Origin of the sequence: Halobacillus sp. A1-3, from assembly GCF_050971765.1 — a bacterium.
GTDB classification, from domain to species: domain Bacteria; phylum Bacillota; class Bacilli; order Bacillales; family Halobacillaceae; genus Halobacillus; species Halobacillus mangrovi_B.
The window spans coordinates 26,332-41,701 of the sequence record NZ_JBPCEO010000013.1 but is presented as its reverse complement, the minus strand read 5'-3'; the positions used below and the strand labels follow the sequence as shown (position 1 = coordinate 41,701).

Below are 15,370 nucleotides of genomic sequence, written 5' to 3'. Positions count from 1 at the left end.
TCCTCAATTCACAGACCAAAAAAGCAGGCAGAAACAGACTTTATGTACCTATTCCCTTAGTTATAAAGACTTACTCTTCAAAAATATTGAAGCCGCGCTACAGTTGGATGCAGCGCGGCTTAGTAATAATCATGAAGGACCCTAAAGTTGTTTATGCACTTTCCTTAGGAGATTCTTTATTCTCATCTTCAACCGTTCCATCTGTCAAAATAAGTTTAGGACGACCATTATCAGCAATTACCGTGTCTTTCGTAATGATACATTTCTCAATGTCATCACGGGACGGAAGTTCATACATGACATCTAACATAATGCCTTCAATGATTGAACGAAGTCCCCGGGCACCTGTTTTGCGCTCAATCGCTAAGCGGGCAATTTCACGCAGGGCTTCTTCTTCAATCTCAAGCTCGACATGGTCGATCTGGAAGAGTTTTTGATACTGCTTCACAAGGGCATTCTTAGGTTTGGTCAAGATTTCTACAAGCGCATCTTCATCCAGCTGCTCCAGGCTTCCGATAACCGGCAAACGGCCGATAAATTCCGGAATTAAACCATAGCTTAGCAAGTCTTCTGGAAGTACTTTAGTAAGCAATTCTTTCTTCTCGGATTCGTTTGAGCTCTGTTCAGAGCCGAAGCCGATGACTTTCTTACCTAGACGGCGTTTGATGATTTGATCGATTCCGTCAAACGCACCACCCACAATGAACAACACATTTGTTGTATCAATTTGGATGAATTCTTGATGAGGATGCTTACGTCCGCCTTGTGGAGGCACACTTGCTTGCGTTCCTTCAAGAATTTTCAGCAAGGCTTGCTGCACACCTTCACCAGATACATCACGAGTAATGGAAGGGTTTTCTGATTTACGTGCCACTTTATCGATCTCATCAATGTAGATGATTCCTTTTTCTGCTTTTTCCACATCATAATCAGCAGCCTGGATCAATTTAAGAAGGATGTTTTCAACGTCCTCACCTACATATCCAGCTTCTGTGAGTGATGTTGCATCAGCAATTGCAAACGGAACATTCAAAATACGAGCTAACGTTTGGGCAAGTAGTGTTTTACCGCTACCTGTAGGCCCTAACATAAGAATGTTACTTTTAGAAAGCTCTACATCATCATTTTTCACGCCAGCATTAATACGTTTGTAGTGGTTATAAACGGCTACAGACAAGTTTTTCTTCGCCTGATCCTGCCCGATCACGTAGTCGTTAAGAATTTCACGAATTTCCTGAGGCTTTGGTACCTCCTTGAATTCCACTTCTTCTTCATTTCCTAGCTCTTCTTCTACAATTTCCGTACATAATTCAATACATTCATCACAAATATATACGCCAGGTCCTGCGACAAGCTTACGAACTTGATCCTGACTTTTACCGCAGAAAGAACATTTCAGTTGTCCTTTTTCATCGTTAAATTTAAACATACGTTTCACCCCTTAATAAAATGACGCAATAGTTGCGACTGAATTTTTAAGATACGTCTTAAACGATTCAGTTCTTTTGCCCATCATACCAAATAAACTCCAAACAAAAAAGCAATACCTATTAGAGGTGTGCGAGACTCTATTGCATCACCCTCATTATGTAGATATGTCAGTGAGAAGTCAAACAAATCAAACCTCTATAATTATATGTAAAACGATGGTTGTATCATTCATGTTGTCCACGAACGATCTGGGTTATACAAGTCTAAGTAAGAAAATATATGAGAAGACAAGGTGTAGAAATTACACCTTGTCTTCTTAAACTATTATTCAGCTGATTTGCTGTTTGCAACAAGAACGTCGATCGCTTTGCGGACTTTCAGATCTTCTTTAATCATGTCCGTGTTTCCGCCTAGCATTTGCGTCAATTGCGCTACATCTGTTTGATACGTGGAAGCCATGTTCTCAAGTTCAGCGTTCACATCTTCATCAGAAACTTCTACATTTTCTGCTTCGGAAATCGCTTCTAGAGTCAAGTTTGTTTTCACGCGCTTTTCAGCATCTTCTTTCATTTGCTCGCGAAGGGCATCTTCATCTTGACCAGTGAATTGGAAGTACATGTCTTTCGTCATGCCTTGCATTTGAAGACGCTGTTCGAATTCTTGAACCATACGATCAAGTTCTGTTTGAGTCATTGCTTCAGGAATTTCCACTTCTGCGTTTTCAGAAGCTTGTTGTACTAGTGAATCACGCTTGTGGTTGTCAGCTTCTGTCTTCTTCTGCTCTTCAAGACGCTCACGAGTTTTCTTCGTTAGTTCGTCAAGAGATTCGACATCTTCATCGACATCTTTCGCGAATTCGTCGTCTAGTTCAGGAAGTTCTTTTCCTTTTACTTCATGGATCTTAACTTTGAAAGTCGCTTCTTTACCAGCAAGATCTTCTGCATGGTATTCTTCAGGGAAAGTGACAGTTACATCGACTTCTTCTCCTGCTTTCTTACCAACAAGCTGTTCTTCAAAGCCAGGGATGAATGAACCAGAACCTACTTCTAGAGAGTAGTTATCTGCTTGTCCGCCCTCAAATGCTTCACCGTCTACGAAGCCTTCGAAGTCCATAACGACTGTGTCGCCGTCTTCTACTTCGCCTTCTTCTTTAACAACAAGCTCTGCTTGTTTCTCTTGCATTTGCTTCAGTTCATTTTGAACATCTTCATCAGTAACTTCTGTGCTAAGTTCTTCTACTTCAAGACCTTTGTACTCTCCAAGTTTCACTTCAGGTTTAACGGTAACTTCTGCCGTGAATACAAGGTCTTTGCCTTTTTCGATTTCTTTTACATCCACTTCTGGACGATCAACTGGCTCGATGCCTGTCTCTTCTACAGCTTCTGTATAAGCTTGAGGAAGAATGATATCAAGCGCATCCTGGTATAGAGACTCTACACCGAAGCGGCTTTCGAATAGTTTACGAGGTACTTTACCCTTACGGAAACCTGGTACTTGTACCTGCTTTACAACTTTTTGAAAGGCTTGATCAAGTGCTTTGTCGAACTCACTTGCAGGTACTTCTACAGTTAATGTACCCTGATTGCCTTCTTGCTTTTCCCATTTTGCTGACATAAAAAATTCCCTCCAACATCTATTCTTTCAATTTCGTCAGTGACGATTGTTCGTTGATTCTATGACTCTTTCTACATACGAATCTCATTTGCAACCACTATATTATAACATAATCATGCGGGCTTTCAAGAATTGTCCTCATGTGTTCTGGATTTTCACGGGGATTCGCCAACAATCAACAAATAGTGCTGTTCACAGAGCTCGATTTCTTCCTTATATGTCTGCACTTGCTCATCCCCTTGGTCTGCATGGTAGGGAAGCTGCAAATACTCGTGCCCGAGCTGCTTCAATGCTTCTACAATCGCTGGAACTTCTTGTTCATCCGGATAAATAGGGTACCGCACATAACAGTAGTGGGAAAGGAACTTATTGAGCATCTCATACATTGTCGGGTTGCTCTGTTCAATGCCGCTCAGCCTCATTTGTATTTGCTTCAGAATATAATCAGACTGCAGTGGGTTTAAATCTAAAGGATTAATTTCCATTTGTTGTCCGAATTTGTAAAAAGAAAGCGACTGATCCACTTGACTATCTCTGAACCATTCAATAATAGCTGTTTTAATAATTGGGTGCGTCGTTTTATTCTGAAGCACAGTTGTGAACGTATCGATATATGACTGCGCCGGTTGCTTTTTTAACTGCTCAAGGAGCACCCACTGCTTACGCACATCATCTTTCTCCAGAGCTTCCAGGAAATCACTATGTAACTCTTTACCTTTTTCTTTATGGTAATCCTCTAATAACTTACGACTGACTTCGTACATTTGCCAGAGCTGTGTACGGGTTTGGTGAGGAATTTCTTCTTCCTCAAAAACTTCGTCAAGCAAGTCTACGATGTCCTGATAGCGGTTGGATTGAAAAAGGATAGTTATGTATATATGTAAGTAGTGATAGTACTGATCCATATTCTCTTTCATTTGTTTTTGGCACAATTCTTCTGCCTCATCAAAGTTACCAAGTTCAATCCAGCTCATTAGAATTCCTGTGACAACATCATTTGAAGCTACGCCATAATCTAATAAAGGTTGTAAAGCTTCTAAAGCCTCCTCATACTTTTTCTCTTTAAGCGCTTGAAGGCCTGTACTTTCGAGCCTCGACTTCCATTTGGGGAACATTACAATGTTTCCATCATTTTTTTCCATAAGCCACCCTTCCCTAATCGTATCATTCCTTTTTCCCTATTCTTTCCTTTATCCATTAAAAACAAACACGTTCTTAAATGAGTTTATTACGTTATCATAAAGGAGATGCTCTCGAAAAACAATGGAATTACCTTATTGTTTTTTCGGGCAAGAACCCCCATCTCTCTACAACATCCGTCTCCCCGCTTTATGTATTATTCGAACATAATATACATAGGCTTCCATAAAACAGGAAGATTGACTCATGTGAAAATGATTTTTTTTGTTAGAATAAATAAATGTGATTTAAATTTCAGAACAAGAAAAAAAGAGTAAGGAGATGTGAGGGTTGTCACTGCTTGATGATCAAACATTACTTGAGACGTATCTGGAGTCACTGAAGCTGCAATTAGACGATGAATTTGTCCATTTGGTATCAAAGGAAATAGACAAAAGAGAAATTAAAATCCCTGCACAATAATTGCTTACATACACGACTAACATCATCGCATTGCTGAAGACGGCAATGTTTTTTAGATATAGCAAAGAAGAAGGCGGACACTCCTACTGGAATGTCCGCCTTTTTTAGAAGGAAAGGGACCCTTGCTTATGAAGATTGCTGATTCTGTTGACCAGACATCTTTGCAAGTCCCGGTAAAACGTTCTGCAGCTGACCGCCTTGACCTGTCATCATACTATAAGTTGCTGCTCCAATACCAATGGAGGCTACGATCGGTAACCATTGAATATTTCTATTCTTCATCGGACTTCACTCCTCGCATTGATTGCCGTTAAGGCTTTATTATATTGTGAAAAGTCCGTACTTTCTATGCTTGAGAAGTTCTTCCTTAAGTCTACACTTTTTTCCTTCTGAATCCTCTGTATAGAAAAATGACTGGCCAAAATGTCAAAAACAGCAGCAACTGATACATATAGATCAATCTTTCTTCTTTCGTTACGGGCTCAGGCTTTTTTGTCAGTGCACATAAAGCGAGGCCGATAAGAAAATAAATGAACACAAACATCTTTACCACTCCTCTGCTCTATCGTATGAGCAAGGACATGGAGTGGTTTTTCTAACTACTTTTTTCTATTCCGTATCCGAGTTTCTTCATTATAATAATGTAATTTTGTGTCGAATGTACTTTAAGCATAATGCCCGCCGATTTTTTTGCTTCGCTCAATCGTAATACCGCCACTTGTGTAGCTGCTCGCCCTTAACACAGCCGTCGAACCATACTTCTCACGAATCATATCCATGGCTTCTGCCAGATCTTTTTTCTTTGGCTGGTTATCAAACAGACTGAGCTGCACGTCGAATTCATCACCAAGATTCGTCAAAGCCACCGAAGCTCTCCTGATTTTGCTTCCACCGTCATAAAACCGGTGAAACAGTTTCAGACACACCGCATACATATCCATCGTAATATTGGTCGGAACCTGAACAGACATAGACCTGCTGAATCCACCTCCCGTTTCGCTCGAATACCCGATGCCAAGGTGAACCGTACGCCCTTCTTTGCCGTCTATCCTTGCCCTTCTGCATGCCTCTTCACACAGATCCAGCAGACAGGCATAGATTTCCTCTGTATCATAATCCCGCAACAAAGTAATGCCGTGTCCATAAGACTTTTGCTCCGTCTTTACGAAGTTTCCATAAACCGGGCTTAAATCAATTCCCCATGCATGCCAGTAAAGCTGTTCACCCATAATTCCATAGTTCTTCTTTAAGTATTTCAACGGATGATTAGCCAGGTGACCAAGAGTAAGAATCCCCATCCTGTTTAAGTTCCTCGTCATCCTTGACCCAATTCCCCAAATATCATGAATATCGCAAGGCCATAGCTTCTCTGCGACATCTTCGTAACGGCATTCTGCAATTCCGTCTTCTGCTTTTTTTGCATGGATGTCCATGACTACCTTTGCGAGAAATTTATTATCACCGATTCCAATGACACATTCTATCCCAAACTGTTCTCTAATTTCTGATTGGATCATTTTGGCTATATCATAAGGTGATCCATATAGCCTCCCGAGCCCATTAATCGTCACCCATAGTTCATCAACAGAATAAACGTGAATCGCTTCCTGTGGCACATAGTTTTTTATCATTTTAGTGATTTCTACAGATACTTCTAAATAGTCTCCCATATGAGCAGGTGCGATAACCAGATTCGGATCGTCCGGTAATTCAAAAAAACGACTGACGTTGCTGATTCCATGTTTCTTTTTCAGCATCGGAGAAGCTGCCAGAACAATACTCCCTTTTCGTCTTGTATCTCCGACTACTGCTAAAAGCGCGGTCTTAGGATCCAGCCCTCTTTTCATACATTCAACACTTGCGTAAAAGCTACGCATATCAATGCATAATACATCGTTTCGCGGATATCCTGCGTAATCCACTTTCAACACCTCAACAATACGAACGTTTGTTCTGTTATTATACCCAGTTTCTCGAATGATGTATACATGAAATTTTTAGAAACCTCACTTTGAACCCTATATCTTCCTAGGTTATTTGAACCAAAAAAAAAGATCTCACTCTGCAATATGAGTGAGATCATCAAGGTTTATTCCTCAATAGAGAGAATAAAGGGTTCCTACAAAAGGCTTACTCTACTTTAACACACTTAAGCATTAAAGTTAATGGCCATTTCAAATTTTTCTGAAAAAAATCGACATGAAATAGTAGTGAACGGGGCCTCTGAGTTTCTTAAAAAAATGCATTTCCTGCGATAAGAATGAGTACCGATTCCGTTGGTTAATTCGGAATAAGGTGGGGTAGATATAAAAATAACCAAAATAAAAACACCCGTTAAGGTGTAATGTATGATTTATTCAAAAGTAGTGGCAGAGCTGTTCCGCAGTCTCTACACTCCAATAGTACGTCTATATTTATTTGGTTGATAAATGTTATTCGCCGAGGACTCATTTTCTTGCCACAACACTCACACTCATAATGATCCGTTTTTTCTATGACTTTCAAATATCCATCTACACTTACTTTCACTGCTTTCTCTTTCACCTCTCTAGAAACGTTCCTCCGACATATTATATCATTGTTTTCGTATTTTCCCAATATTATTCTTCATTAAAGAAAGAGGAGGAATTCAACCATGGAATGATTTATCAAGAGACAACGCATAATATATCCAAAATAACCAAGCTGATGACATACAGATTTTTTACAGGAGGAAATGGATCATGCCATTCACGGAAATCAAACCATCGATGCCGCTCTATTACACCATAAGCGGCTCGGGAGCCCCGGTTGTCTTTATACATCCCCCTCATATGGGGCATCACGTCTTTAAATATCAACACGAAGCACTATCCAAACATTATCAAATCATCACGTATGACCTCAGGGGTCATGGAGATAGCGGAAACATAGATGATTATTCGACCATTCAAACCCATTCCAAAGATTTAGCTCTTTTTCTAGACAATATAGAAGTCAGTAAAGCCATCATTGTTGGTTATTCGGCAGGCGGGTCAATTGCTCAAGATTTCGCAATTAGATACCCCTCTAGAGTCAAAGCCCTCGTCCTCGCTGGAGGATTTTCAGAGGTAAGCACCGTCTTGTTACGTTCGCAATTTCACTTAGGTATGAACCTCGTCCAGAACGGTAAGAGCCAGCTGCTAAGCAAGCTTTTAGCGAAGACCCATAAGATTACCTTAGAGGACCAAAAATTGGTGTACCAGGATTGTATAAAAGCTGATCCGCAAACGGCCTATCAGTTTTATGAGAGCAGCATGGAATATAAGTGTACAGATTACTTAAACACGATCCATTGTCCCGTGCTATTATTATACGGTCAGTTTAGTCATATACGTTCTTATGAAAAACTATATGAACAATATCTTCCCCAAATGGAAAGCGTACTAATAAGCAAAGCTCTGCACCAGCTACCCATAAGAAAACACCTCTCCTTTAATCACGCTTTGCTGAATTTCTTAAAAGATATTTAGTTCCGTTACAAAAAACGGAAAAGGTTCGGAAAGTTACCAGATTAAAGACGTGGAAATGATCAAAACTAATGGAGTGATTCCGAAAAGGGATCTCCACTAAACACGTGAAAAGGGGTAATTAATATGAACGGTAATCGAGGTCGCGGAACTTCAATGTTAATAGCTGGAGCAGTAGGTGCAGCTGCAATGTGGGGCGTTACACGAATGAACCGTAATGGCGGAGGTTTCCGTCAAATGGCTCGTCGTGCTCGTAATAGCCAACCGATGGAGAACATGCGTGATGCTATGCCTAATATGGGCAATAATAATTTGTAAGAACCTCTTTCAAAAAGGGATCTTGAACAAGAGAAACCTCAAAGCAGGATAGTTTATAAAAAGCTGGAACCTTTACGAAGGTTTCAGCTTCTTTATTACAAACTATTCAGCAATCCCTAAAAACCCCTCTCTTAATGGAATAACCCACTTTTATTCAGGCTAATATGCAGCCTATTTTTCCCTTCAACTAGACAACCCCCCACTCTCTTACTTCTCTATTTCATATTCTATTAGTAAATGTCTAAAGGAGTGAAATAAATGAGTTGTAAAAATAAAAAGAGTAACTGCGTTTGCGAGAAAGTAAGAGAAATTGCTGCTGCACAGGACGAAGTAGCAAATGATCACTGTTGTGATATTTCTTGTGAAAAATCATTAAGAGATTTGCTCTCTCCAGCTGGAAACGGTAACGGAAACGATACGATTCCTTTTATGCTGTTATGCGGATGTGACAATGCACTCGCTGGTCTTCTTCCATACATCGGATGGGGAGTTAGAAATGTCGATACTTCTTGCTTTGGTCCAATTCCATCACCTTTCTTCCGAGTGAAGAAATTCAAAGACGATGATAGCTGCTGTGCAATTTTAGAGTTGCTATACCCTAGCTTATGTGATGAAACCCCAGATTCTTTGTTAGATTTGATTGAGTTTGATGGGTGGTTTGCTACAGGAGCTTGTCTAGAAGTAGATCTTCGAAACTTCACAGGAATCACATGCTTCCCACCAACTACCGTTATGAGCCCTACAACTGCAGATCTACGCGCTGGAGTAAAAGCTGTCAAATCGTTGCATGAAAAAGCATAACCACTAGTTGATGGAAAATAGAACCCATTTCCATGCAAGCGATCTAGTTAGGTCGCTTTTTTTTATTAAAATGAGTATCTTGCCCCATATAAAGGCCTTCTACCCAAAACATACATAAACGTGTTCGATTTTGAAACTTCCTATATTATATTTAGATTACATTCAAGTAAATTCGACAAAATATTGTTTAGTTTTTCATTATAGTGGAAACAAAACTTATAAAACCCTCTAGAGGAGATTAATTATGAACACTTACAAATCCTACGAGCAACTCAATAACAAAAAATTAGTAGGGTTCTACTTTGAATTACTGCAAAATATCTTCAAAGGTCATTTATCAGAAGCCATGTTTAATGAAATTGAATTGCTGGAAATAGTCGCCTTAAAAAGAGGGATAGAGCTGTCATTTTATAAAAAGACAAACAAGAAGGATCATCATTCTTATCAGTTAATGGTAGTAGTTACATCAAGAAGAACGTTGCATAATTAATTAATAACTTCTCTCTGTTCTCCTTCTCCATAGAAAGCTTCGTAGGGATTGCAAAAATTACCTCGATTCCCTCTTTTCATTTAGAAGCACACTATTTTAGAAGAAGTGAAAAGGAGGATTGAGTTCATTGAAAAAGAGAAAAGCACAAAGAAACGCCACATTAACAAATAACAATACACCTAAAGAAAGCTTACCTGAAGAAACAGAAAAGCTGCACCGCACAAATGAAAACCGTCCGAAAGAAGGACCTGGCGCCAATATTGATATCACTTAACTATAAAAAGAGGAGAACCCGTGCTGTTTACCATACGGGTTCTCCTCTTCCCTATCGGCTTTTTTTAAAGTAAAGGTTAATTCTGCCCCCTATTTCTGCACTTCTTGATCCTTTAACACGCGCCTTAATATTTTTCCAGCACCCGTTTGGGGCAGTGATGCACGAAATTCTACCTGTTCCGGTACCTTGTAACGAGCCATATTCTCTTTCGCCCACTCTCTTAATTCACTTTCATCCAATGAGTGCTCCTCTTTAAGGATAACGAAAGCTTTTACAACTTCTCCCTTGCTTTGATCAGGAACACCGATGACAGCAGCCTGAGCTATAGCTGAGTGTTCTTTTAGTAGTGCTTCAACATCCTCTGGAAAAACACTAAAACCTGATGATTTAATCATTTCTTTTATCCGGCCTTGAAAGTATAAATATCCATCTTCATCAAAGTGACCGATGTCCCCTGTATGAAGCCATCCGTTATAAAGAGTTTCAGATGTAGCTTCTGGACGCCCCCAATATCCTTTAAAGACCCCAGGGCTTTGGATGACGATTTCACCAGAATCTCCAATCATCTGCGGTTCCCCTGTCGCTGGATCGTGAATTTCAATAGAGGACTCTGGAATAGGAATACCGACCGAGCCGAATTTTATGTTATTCTGCGGCATGTACGTATCTACCGTGTGCGTTTCACTTAATCCGTACGAAGCCTCAAACAGCGTACACTGAGGCGCAACCTTCTGCCATCTTTGTGCTAAATTGTTTGTTACCGGCATACCAAAACTTGTGCATAAATTTATACGGAGATGATCCAATTTATTCTCCTCTGCAATTGATAATAAAGCTTCATTCATTGGTGCAATACTGTACCAGATGCTCACCTCGTATTCATAAAGAGCTCTCAAAACTTCTGGAGGATCAAAGCGTGCGAATAACACACAAGGTGATCCCGTGTAAGCGGGAATATTAACTCCCATCACCATTCCTGCAATATGACAAAGTGGCATAACAGCAAGCCACGTTTCCTGTTCCTTTACATCATTTGCTTCAACGGCAGCCGCTGTTTTGTATAAAGCATTCTTATAAGAAAGCATCGCTGCTTTTGGACGCCCAGTAGTACCGGAAGTAAACGCAAGAAGCGCCGTGTCTTCCATATCCACCTCTTCTGGTTCCTTCAAGGGTTCAGCATTTTCCATAATCTCAGACCAATGTTCTTCATTTTCCTTGAGTTCAATAGAAGAATTGTTCAGGTCCTCAGGAACTCTCCAGCTAGAATGCTCCGAAATAAAATCGTCATAGCGCACAACAATGATCTGATGCAGCTGGTTTCGTACTTTTCTAGCTTCGGGAAGAACTTCGCCTCCTGCGAAAAGTCCCTTCATTTCTACCTCACTTATTAAATGATCCAGTTCACTGGCTTTGTACATAGGGTTCAGTGGACAAACAATTGCCCCAATATATTGAATGGCATAGTGAGCGATAATATACTGTGGACTGTTTTGCATAAACAATCCAATCCGATCTCCTTTTTCAAAACCTGCCCGAACTAAATAGCCAGCAAGGCTCTGCACCTGTTCCAGCAACTCTTTCCACGTCAGCGTCCTGCCGTAGTAGATGTAGGCTGTATCCATAGGACGGTCTTCAGCATGTTGCTGTAAGTACTTAAATAAAGGTTTCTTTCCACTTTGGTACAGTTTCTCTCCTATTCGAGTGTCCGTACGATTGTTCATATGAGCCCCTCCTTAATGAGACATCGGCCAATCAGCCAGACGTCTCCTACTTTTTACCGATCCAGAAGCATATGCCGATTCTAAAAAACGGATTAAAAATGAGCGAGTCTGATTTGGTTCAATGATATCTTCTATTAAGAATTTCCCCGCAGCCTTACTGGGAGAACTGTCAAAATTCCATTGTTCCAGGTATCTTGCCCGCTCTTTGTTCGGGTCTTCCGAGTTTCTGATGTGCTTGCCGTATACTACATTTACGCCTACTTCAGGGCCTGTAAAATTAATTTCAGCTTGCGGCCAAGCGACAACTACATCTGCTCCCATCCCTGGTCCGCACATGTTTCCATAAGCTGCGCCGATACTTTTCCGAATGATAATCGAATACTTTGGAACGGTTGATTTGGCTAAAGCTGTATTCCAATTCATAATTTTTGAGGGCATTTTTTGCTTCTCAGCACGACTGCTGATCCGAAATCCAGGTGTATCATGAAGAAATACAAGCGGGATGTGGTACGAATCACAAAGACAAATAAAGTCCCCAGCTTTATCACATTCCTCAGGACCGGGAGCGCCCGCCATATGAAGCGGCTGATTAGCTACAACACCTGTAACCCGTCCGTTCAAGCGAGCAAAACCAGTAATCAAAGCTTTTCCATAAAACGAGCGGAAGTCCATGAATGAACCTTCATCAATCAGCACTCCAATTAAGGAATGCATATCATAGGGTTGTCTTAAATTCGCAGGCACAATTTCTTCAATGTTTATGTTGTCAAAAGAAGCGGGTTCCACAACCTCATTAGTGGCTGGTGTTTCCTCGGACGAAGAAGGCATATAGCTGAAAAAACGGCGCAAGGCTGCGATTGCTTCATTCTCATTTTCAGCAATGTGATCAATTTGCCCGGTATGGACTGCATGAATATCCGGCCCACCAAGCTCTTCAGCAGTCAGGTGCTCTCCACTTGCCATTTCAAGCATCCTTGGACCTGCGACCGCCATTCCTGTGCCTCGTACTTGAGTAACAAAATCGGAGGTAACTGCCATCCATGTAGGACCTCCGTAGCTTTCGCCAAGAATAGCTGTCATGACCGGAGTTTCTCGAGAATGATCCAATAAGCAATTAGGGAATAGTTTATCGCTAATCCCGTCAGACCCCATTCCGTCCGGCATTCTCAACCCTCCACCTTCGCATAGGTTAAAAAGCGGGAGTCTTCTTTGTTTGGCATAAGAATGAAAAAATTCACTTTTACGTAAGTGGACCTCTCCTTCCGTACCGGAGAGAACACTCACATCCATCGCCTGAACGACAGCCTCTCTTCCATCTACTCGAATGATCCCACCGATTAACCCGTCAGCTGGTGTGCGCTCTTCCATACCGGGAACCGAAGAATGAGCGGATGCGCCTAATTCCCAAAAAGAACCTTCATCAGCAAGCAGCTCAATTCTCTCCCTGGCATTGTATGTAATTCTTTCTTTTTGCTCATGAGAAGCCTCTTTCACATCATTGCTTTTATTAGTCATAACTTCCTCCTTTAGATACTAACCAGTCGGTATGTATAATGCAAAAAAATATAGGTGAATCTATTAAATTTAGTATAAGTTAACTTTTCTGAAAATTCAATACAGCCTATAGGTGTGACTGATTAGCTAATTCACTTGTGTAATCCAATTTAATAACCTGCCGAGAAATGCCCGGCACGCGGGCTATTGGTATTAATAACTTGGTGACTTTATGGGGCAGATTAAATAATATAAGGACAAAAAAAGAGCCCTTGTTTTAAAGGCTCATTCAATCTCTTTTCTATTCTTTTAAATCCTATTTCTGTTTTCTCTGATTTCCTGTTTTAGCTCCTCAATTGCCTCTGCATCATCCTGACTCAACCTGTAACCTCCTTTTTATATTCCTTAAGCTTCAATCTGTTTGTCATGTCAATTTGCTCTATAGTCCTGCTAGTTTCTAAAACTATACCTTTTGCAAGGTGTTCCAAAAAGTGGTCAATATCTCCACCCTCAAAATCAATTCTCCTTAATACTGTTTCTATCTCCTGCTGTTCCTCCTCTGAGGTACAAGCAAGAATTATTTCTATAGTCTGATGATTAGTGATTGTATGCCATCTTCCATTGGGGTCTTTGAATTTCCATGCTTTCAACTTTATATCTTTTTTCTTGAAATATGTCTCAAGCCATTTCATAAAATCACTCCTCATTTTCTTTTATTGCACTATCTACCATTATGGAAAGGTCATTGCATCTACTCTGAGCCTGCTTTTATCCTCTGTGTGACTCTTGATAGCCTTACAATCCTCATATAGAGCCTGTCCATAAGCATCAACTAGAAACTCATACTCATCAATTTCAACCTTCATCATCTTATTACTGTACTCCTCAATGGCTTTCATCTCTTCATTGATAAATTCAAAGTCTAAATAAGGGTTATCATATGTGAAATGGTATTCTAACTGCCAAGCCTCCAATTAATCTAGTTAGCAAGCCTGCTAAGTTCCTTTTTAGAACAGGGGAAGCCCTTGGTGTCACTAAAAGCTCCCTCCAAATAATTTTTAATCTTATAATAATTGTAACAATTATGTAACATTTGAGCATTGGTACTTAATGGGCACAGTCATATCAAGGATTTAATCTTGCTATAATAACAGACTTTCACTGTTCAGAATCTGTATAGGCAGATAAACTCCATGGGCTCAAAATGTATAAAAAAGACACCAACCTGTGGTCAATGTCTGAGTGACTTTCTCTATTCTTTTTTCTATTCTCTAATTTCTTACATTCTTCAATAGCTTGGAGTATTCACTTAGTATCCATAGTGAAAACATTACTCCTTATATATTAATAGTCTCCAACTTGTAGTCCTTTTTTATTTGCTTCCACTGATTTTTTAACTCCCATAGGTTTCACTAAGCTGTTGGTGAGTCATATAGGTGGTGCATTTTTTAAAACCCATATAACATTATCAACATTGAAAGCCAAACTGTCATCTGCTTCAAGGTTTGCTCTTAATTTATTTTGATACCCTTTAACTCTCCAAAAATATTACATGCTGTTTTACTTTATGGTACCTATTTTGAAGTTCATTCAAGTGTTTTTTTAAATACATAACTTACTCTGTCATAGTCCATCTTATCAGTGTAAAAACGGTGGGCATCTGTACGCTTTAATCCAGATGACAACGCTACACTTTCATAATCATTTTCTCTTCCCCAGTCATTAACCCAAGAAAGTAATTTTTCACCGTACCCCTTAGAGCGATAATTTTTATTTGTAACTAGATCACAAACCCACACAAATCTCCCATAATAAAGAGTAGTCATGGGCTTAAAACCAGTGACTGCTACTATCTCATTTCCATCCATTAAAGCAACCATCCTGTACCTATCTATATCTTTAGCCTCAAGTACTAATTCTAGATATGTACTTTCATCTAAATGGGTTCGTAATTGACTCATTACTGGAAATGCTTTTAATATTTCATCTTTTGAGTTGAGTTCTTTTACAGTTAGCTGATTCATTGTGTCGCACTCTCCCTATTCTAAATATTCTCAATATTGTAGCATGAAATTACCTCCTTTAAATACCCTAAGCATTTATTAAGATAAAAGCTGCTGATCAGTAAATGATCAAC

General features: G+C 39.9%; 17 protein-coding genes. 6 read left to right on the top strand and 11 right to left on the bottom strand.

The features are described from left to right. Nucleotides 1-151: 151 nt before the first annotated feature. The 3 genes from clpX to ACRYKC_RS19115 form a co-directional block, all read right to left on the bottom strand. A complete protein-coding gene (gene clpX, locus ACRYKC_RS19125; RefSeq protein WP_433809279.1) occupies nucleotides 152-1,429 on the bottom strand; it encodes an ATP-dependent protease ATP-binding subunit ClpX in 1,278 nt (425 codons plus the stop codon). Between the two features lie 326 nt (nucleotides 1,430-1,755). Continuing rightward, complete coding sequence (tig, locus tag ACRYKC_RS19120) at nucleotides 1,756-3,045, bottom strand: trigger factor (RefSeq protein WP_433809277.1); 1,290 nt, start codon at nucleotides 3,043-3,045, stop codon at nucleotides 1,756-1,758. A gap of 155 nt (nucleotides 3,046-3,200) precedes the next feature. Beyond that, entirely contained in the window at nucleotides 3,201-4,187 is a 987-nt protein-coding gene (locus ACRYKC_RS19115) for a tetratricopeptide repeat protein (RefSeq protein ID WP_433809275.1), read from the bottom strand. Nucleotides 4,188-4,515: 328 nt separating this feature from the next. On the opposite strand from ACRYKC_RS19115, the gene sda reads away from it, so the two are divergent. Further along, nucleotides 4,516-4,647: a sporulation histidine kinase inhibitor Sda gene (gene sda / locus ACRYKC_RS19110; protein ID WP_085029375.1), complete on the top strand. Its 132-nt coding sequence runs from the start codon at nucleotides 4,516-4,518 to the stop codon at nucleotides 4,645-4,647. Between the two features lie 126 nt (nucleotides 4,648-4,773). Here the strand turns inward: sda and ACRYKC_RS19105 are convergent, their stop codons facing one another. The 3 genes from ACRYKC_RS19105 to ACRYKC_RS19095 all read right to left on the bottom strand — a co-directional run bounded on the left by ACRYKC_RS19105 (nucleotide 4,774) and on the right by ACRYKC_RS19095 (nucleotide 6,569). Then, a complete protein-coding gene (locus ACRYKC_RS19105) occupies nucleotides 4,774-4,929 on the bottom strand; it encodes a hypothetical protein (protein WP_198162748.1) in 156 nt (51 codons plus the stop codon). A gap of 91 nt (nucleotides 4,930-5,020) precedes the next feature. Further along, nucleotides 5,021-5,191, bottom strand: a complete 171-nt coding sequence (locus ACRYKC_RS19100; RefSeq protein ID WP_433809272.1) for a hypothetical protein — start codon at nucleotides 5,189-5,191, stop codon at nucleotides 5,021-5,023. 121 nt (nucleotides 5,192-5,312) lie between these two features. Next, nucleotides 5,313-6,569: a DNA polymerase IV gene (locus tag ACRYKC_RS19095; RefSeq protein ID WP_433809270.1), complete on the bottom strand. Its 1,257-nt coding sequence runs from the start codon at nucleotides 6,567-6,569 to the stop codon at nucleotides 5,313-5,315. A gap of 801 nt (nucleotides 6,570-7,370) precedes the next feature. Between ACRYKC_RS19095 and ACRYKC_RS19090 the strand changes: the two genes are divergently transcribed. From ACRYKC_RS19090 to ACRYKC_RS19070, 5 genes are all read left to right on the top strand, one after another. Continuing rightward, entirely contained in the window at nucleotides 7,371-8,138 is a 768-nt protein-coding gene (locus ACRYKC_RS19090) for an alpha/beta fold hydrolase (protein WP_433809268.1), read from the top strand. Nucleotides 8,139-8,261: 123 nt separating this feature from the next. After that, complete coding sequence (locus tag ACRYKC_RS19085) at nucleotides 8,262-8,453, top strand: hypothetical protein (RefSeq protein ID WP_085029372.1); 192 nt, start codon at nucleotides 8,262-8,264, stop codon at nucleotides 8,451-8,453. 258 nt (nucleotides 8,454-8,711) lie between these two features. After that, nucleotides 8,712-9,254 carry a CotY/CotZ family spore coat protein gene (locus ACRYKC_RS19080; protein WP_433809266.1) on the top strand — a complete coding sequence of 181 codons (543 nt, stop codon included), beginning with the start codon at nucleotides 8,712-8,714 and terminating at the stop codon, nucleotides 9,252-9,254. A gap of 244 nt (nucleotides 9,255-9,498) precedes the next feature. Further along, nucleotides 9,499-9,744 carry a hypothetical protein gene (locus ACRYKC_RS19075; protein ID WP_433809264.1) on the top strand — a complete coding sequence of 82 codons (246 nt, stop codon included), beginning with the start codon at nucleotides 9,499-9,501 and terminating at the stop codon, nucleotides 9,742-9,744. Nucleotides 9,745-9,871: 127 nt separating this feature from the next. Next, nucleotides 9,872-10,018, top strand: coding sequence for a hypothetical protein (locus tag ACRYKC_RS19070; protein WP_433809262.1), 147 nt, complete (start codon nucleotides 9,872-9,874; stop codon nucleotides 10,016-10,018). Nucleotides 10,019-10,107: 89 nt separating this feature from the next. On the opposite strand, the gene ACRYKC_RS19065 is transcribed toward ACRYKC_RS19070, so the two are convergent. The 5 genes from ACRYKC_RS19065 to ACRYKC_RS19045 form a co-directional block, all read right to left on the bottom strand. Continuing rightward, the gene (locus tag ACRYKC_RS19065) at nucleotides 10,108-11,739 is read right to left on the bottom strand and encodes a class I adenylate-forming enzyme family protein (protein ID WP_433809260.1); all 1,632 of its coding nucleotides are present in this window, start codon (nucleotides 11,737-11,739) and stop codon (nucleotides 10,108-10,110) included. Between the two features lie 12 nt (nucleotides 11,740-11,751). Beyond that, entirely contained in the window at nucleotides 11,752-13,254 is a 1,503-nt protein-coding gene (locus ACRYKC_RS19060; protein ID WP_433809258.1) for an acyl-CoA carboxylase subunit beta, read from the bottom strand. Nucleotides 13,255-13,610: 356 nt separating this feature from the next. Further along, nucleotides 13,611-13,925 carry a hypothetical protein gene (locus ACRYKC_RS19055; RefSeq protein WP_433809256.1) on the bottom strand — a complete coding sequence of 105 codons (315 nt, stop codon included), beginning with the start codon at nucleotides 13,923-13,925 and terminating at the stop codon, nucleotides 13,611-13,613. 39 nt (nucleotides 13,926-13,964) lie between these two features. Then, entirely contained in the window at nucleotides 13,965-14,207 is a 243-nt protein-coding gene (locus ACRYKC_RS19050; protein WP_433809254.1) for a hypothetical protein, read from the bottom strand. A gap of 612 nt (nucleotides 14,208-14,819) precedes the next feature. Continuing rightward, nucleotides 14,820-15,257, bottom strand: a complete 438-nt coding sequence (locus ACRYKC_RS19045) for a GNAT family N-acetyltransferase (protein WP_433809252.1) — start codon at nucleotides 15,255-15,257, stop codon at nucleotides 14,820-14,822. Between the last annotated feature and the right edge of the window lie 113 nt (nucleotides 15,258-15,370).